Origin of the sequence: Verminephrobacter aporrectodeae subsp. tuberculatae At4, assembly GCF_000193225.1 — a bacterium.
Lineage (GTDB): Bacteria > Pseudomonadota > Gammaproteobacteria > Burkholderiales > Burkholderiaceae_C > Acidovorax > Acidovorax aporrectodeae.
Genome location: NZ_AFAL01000441.1, coordinates 1 through 3,930 on the forward strand (window position 1 = coordinate 1; position 3,930 = coordinate 3,930).

4 protein-coding genes are annotated in these 3,930 nt (G+C 69.1%); 1 reads left to right on the plus strand and 3 read right to left on the minus strand.

Annotated elements, in window-relative coordinates:
- Positions 1 to 35 precede the first annotated feature (35 nt).
- Together VTU_RS0114150 and VTU_RS0114155 are read right to left on the minus strand one after the other, a co-directional pair.
- Positions 36 to 482, minus strand: coding sequence for a DUF3619 family protein (locus tag VTU_RS0114150; protein WP_010105223.1), 447 nt, complete (start codon positions 480 to 482; stop codon positions 36 to 38).
- Positions 479 to 1,048, minus strand: coding sequence for an RNA polymerase sigma factor (locus VTU_RS0114155; RefSeq protein ID WP_010105224.1), 570 nt, complete (start codon positions 1,046 to 1,048; stop codon positions 479 to 481). Before VTU_RS0114155 ends, VTU_RS0114150 begins: the two co-directional genes overlap by 4 nt.
- Positions 1,049 to 1,320: 272 nt before the next feature.
- On the opposite strand from VTU_RS0114155, the gene VTU_RS0114160 reads away from it, so the two are divergent.
- The gene (locus VTU_RS0114160) at positions 1,321 to 3,351 is read left to right on the plus strand and encodes a transglutaminase TgpA family protein (protein ID WP_010105225.1); all 2,031 of its coding nucleotides are present in this window, start codon (positions 1,321 to 1,323) and stop codon (positions 3,349 to 3,351) included.
- A gap of 43 nt (positions 3,352 to 3,394) precedes the next feature.
- Here VTU_RS0114160 and VTU_RS0114165 read toward each other — a convergent pair.
- The coding region (locus VTU_RS0114165) for a molybdopterin-binding protein (RefSeq protein WP_010105226.1) at positions 3,395 to 3,930 on the minus strand (536 nt) is incomplete at its 5' end.

Consider the following 3,930-nt stretch of genomic DNA (forward strand, 5'->3'; position numbering starts at 1 on the left):
GGGGATCGAGCGCATGCAGTCCCGGGTCAGGCGGCTCAGTCCAACTGCGCAGATGTCTTGAGAAATTGCACGAAGCCCTGGTCGGCGTAAGCGGCCGGAGGCAGGTCGTCGGTCAGCAAAGCGGCGTCCACCTCGGCCACGTCGTGCGCGCTGCACTCGTCCTGCGCCATGTTGATGAACACCAGACCCACCACCAAAGCCAGCAGCGGAACGGCCGAGACCAGCGCACCCCACCAGCCGCCGCGGCCCAGCGTGGCGTAGCCGCCGGCATGGACGATCGTGTCAGCGGGGGCCGTGCGCCAGGCCGGGGCCACCGGCAGGCGCCTGGCCAGCGCCTGCACGCGCGCTGCGCGCAGGCGCTCGGAGATCTCATACGGCAATTCATCGATGCCGCCAGACAGGCGTGCCGTGACGCGCAGCGCAAAGCGCTCCGCCGCTGCAGCCGATGCGGGTACCGAGGGGGTTTGTACCGTGTTCTTCATGGTGCGATTCCTTTTGCCTTCAGTGCCTTGCCAAGGGTTTGGACGGCGCGAAAGCAATGCGTTTTCACACTGCCCTCGGAGCAACCCATGGCGGCCGCCGTTTCTGCAATATCCATTTCTTCCCAGTAACGCAATAGAAATGCCTCCCGTTGACGGGGAGGCAGCTGAGCGATCTCCGCTTCGATCCCGCGCAGGATCTGCGCCCGCCGGGTGGTATCTTCCGCGCTTTCCGTCTTGTTGTCGCCATCCGGTCCGCAATAGGCTTCGAGCAGATCAAAATCTGTTCCATCTTCGCCCGTTCCGACAAAATCGCCCATGCTCGAAAACAGTGCATTGCGGCTTTTCTGGCGGCGAAACCAGTCCAGGGTGCAGTTCGACAGGATGCGCTGATACAGCATGGGCAGTTCGGCTGCCGGCTTGTCTGCGTAATGCTGCACCAGCTTGAGCATGCTGTCTTGCACGATGTCGAGCGCCGCTTCCTCATTGCGTACATGGTAGATCGAGCGCTTGAAGGCGCGCCTTTCCACGCTTTTGAGGAAGTCGGAGAGTTCTTGTTCGGTTGCCAAGACGGGTTAGCCCGGGACGGTGCCAGGAGCCCCCAGAAAATGCGACCATCCGGCACGGTAAATGCCGCCGATTATCGCACCCGGCGGTGTCTCTCGCGGTTCCAAAAAGTCCGCCTGACGTGCGCTCGTGGCGTTTGCGCTGCACATTCCACCGGATCCCCCGGCGGGGTCTGACGGGCGCCTTCCGGGGGGTGGAGAAGCGCGCAAAAGGCGGGAAAATCCGACGACACCCCGCCCCCCATTCGCCGCTGCGCGGCATGAACCGCCCTCCCATGAACCTGCGCCAGACCCTCGACTGCCTGCCCCGCGACGCCCGGGACACGCTCTGGCTGCTGTTCGTCATCGCCTGGGTCATCGCCCCGCAGGCCGGCATCCTGCCGCTGTGGGCCGGCCTGCTCGCCGCGGGCCTGCTGCTGTGGCGCGGCTGGCTGGCCTGGACGGGCCGCCCGCTGCCCGGGCGCTGGACGGTGGGAGCGCTGCTGGTGCTGGCCGCGGTGGGCGCCCTGTTTACCTACCGCACCATCCTCGGTCGCGACGCCGGGGTGACGCTCATCGTGGTGCTGCTGGCGCTGAAGATGCTGGAACTGCGCGCGCGGCGCGATGCCCTGGTGGTGTTTTTCCTGGGCTTTTTCACGATGCTCAGCAATTTCTTCTTCTCGCAATCGCTGAGCACGGCGGCCGCCATGCTCGTGGCCCTGCTCGGATTGTTGACGGCCCTGGTCAACGCGCACATGCCGGTGGGCCGCCCGCCGCTCATGCAGGCGTTTCGCATCGCGGGTGCAATGGCCCTGCTGGGCGCCCCCATCATGGCCGCGCTGTTCATGCTGTTTCCGCGCATGGCGCCGCTGTGGGGCGTTCCCGGCGACACCATGGCGGGGCGCAGCGGCTTGTCCGGGGTGCTGAAGGTGGGCAACATTGCCGAATTGGCGCTCGACGACAGCGTGGCGCTGCGCGTGCGCTTCGACGACCTGGCCGCCCCACCGCAGAGCGAGCTGTACTTTCGCGGCCCCGTGTTCGGCAGCTTTGACGGGGTCGAGTGGCATGCGCTGACGTACCGCGGCGCCCCGCCCTCCGGCGCCGCAGCCAACCTGCGGGTGCACGGCGCGCCCGTGCGCTACGAGGTGACCCTGGAGCCGCATCAGCAGCCGTGGTTGCTGCTGCTCGATGCAGCCGTCGACAAGCCCGTGCTCGCAGGAATGGAGAGCTCCATGACGCAGGACCTGCAGTGGCTCGCGAACCGGCCCATCACCGACATGCTCCGCTACCGGGCCCAGAGCTACACCGGGTTCACGTACGGCCCCGATACGCTGACCGCCAGCCTGCGCGCCTACACCGAACTGCCCGCGGGCTTCAACCCCCGCACGTGGGCGCTCGCCCGGCAGATGCGCAGCGAGTTGCAGACCGCCCCCGGCTCCACGCGGGACAGCGCCTGGGCGCTGGTGCAGGCCGCGCTGACCCGCCTGCGCACAGGCGGATACGTCTACACGCTGGAGCCCGGCGTGTACGGACTGCACGGCGCCGACGAATTCTGGTTCGACCGCAGGCAGGGCTTTTGCGAGCACATTGCCGCGGCCTTCGTGGTGCTCATGCGCGCACTGGAGATCCCGGCGCGCATCGTCACCGGCTACCAGGGCGGCGACCGCAACCCCGTGGACGGCTTCTGGACGGTGCGCCAGAGCGACGCCCACGCCTGGGCCGAGGTCTGGATCGCCGGGCGCGGCTGGGTGCGGGTGGACCCCACCAGCGCGGTATCACCCGGGCGCACCGGCGCCTTCGAGCGCCTGCGCACGCCGCGGGGCGCCTTTGCCACGGCCGTGGACACGGTCATCAGCCCGGGCCTGGTGCACAGCCTGCGCGCCGTCTGGGAGGCGGCGAACAACCGCTGGAACCAGTGGGTGCTCAACTACACGCAGAGCCGCCAGCTCGACCTGCTCAAAGCGCTGGGTTTCGCGTCGCCGGACTGGCAGGATCTGACCATGGTGCTGGGCATTCTGATCGCCGCTGCGGCCCTGGGGGCCATGGCCTGGAGCCTGTGCGAGCGCAACCGGCAGGACCCGTGGCTGCGGCTGCTGGCGCGCACGCGCCAGCGCCTGGCGCACGCCGGCCTGGCGCTGCCCGAGACGCTGCCGCCGCGCGCCATCGCGCAGCAGGTGCGGGACCGATTCGGGGCGCGCAGCGCAGCGCTTGCCGATTGGCTGCTGCGCCTGGAGCGCCTGCGCTACGCGCCGCGCGCCGAAACCGGGTTGCACCAGCTGCGGCGCGAGTTCCGCAGGCTGCCCTGGCCCGCGGCGCCGAAATCCTGAAAGCCCCCAAGCCCCGCAGCGCGCTCCTCCCGGCAGCCGTCTCTCAGAGCACGCCGTCCAAGAGCATCACATCCACGGGATCGCCCACGGCCACAGGGCCCTGGTCGTGGTGCAGCACGATCAGCCCGTTGGCCTGGACCATGGAACGCAGAACGCCCGAGCCCTGGTTGCCCGTGGTGCGCACGTGCAGCGTTCCGTCCGGTGCCGTGCTGACGCTGCCGCGCTGGTACTCGGTGCGGCCGGCTTTCTTGCGCAGGGCCTCGGTGCTGATGGCGCGCAGCAGGGGCGGGGCGGGGCGTGTGCAAGCCATCATGCGCAGCAGGGCCGGGCGCACGAACGCGAGAAAGGTCACCATCACCGCGACCGGGTTGCCGGGCAGGCCAAACAGCAGCGCGGCGCCGGGATCCGGGGCGGCAGCATCCTCCTGCTGGCCTGCGGGGCGTGATGCCCGCGCGCGCGCGATGCGCCCCACGGCCATGGGGCGGCCGGGCCGCATGGCAATGCGCCAGAAGGCCATGTCGCCGAGCTGCTGCATCATGGCGCGCATGTGGTCGGCCTCTCCCACGCTCACACCGCCGC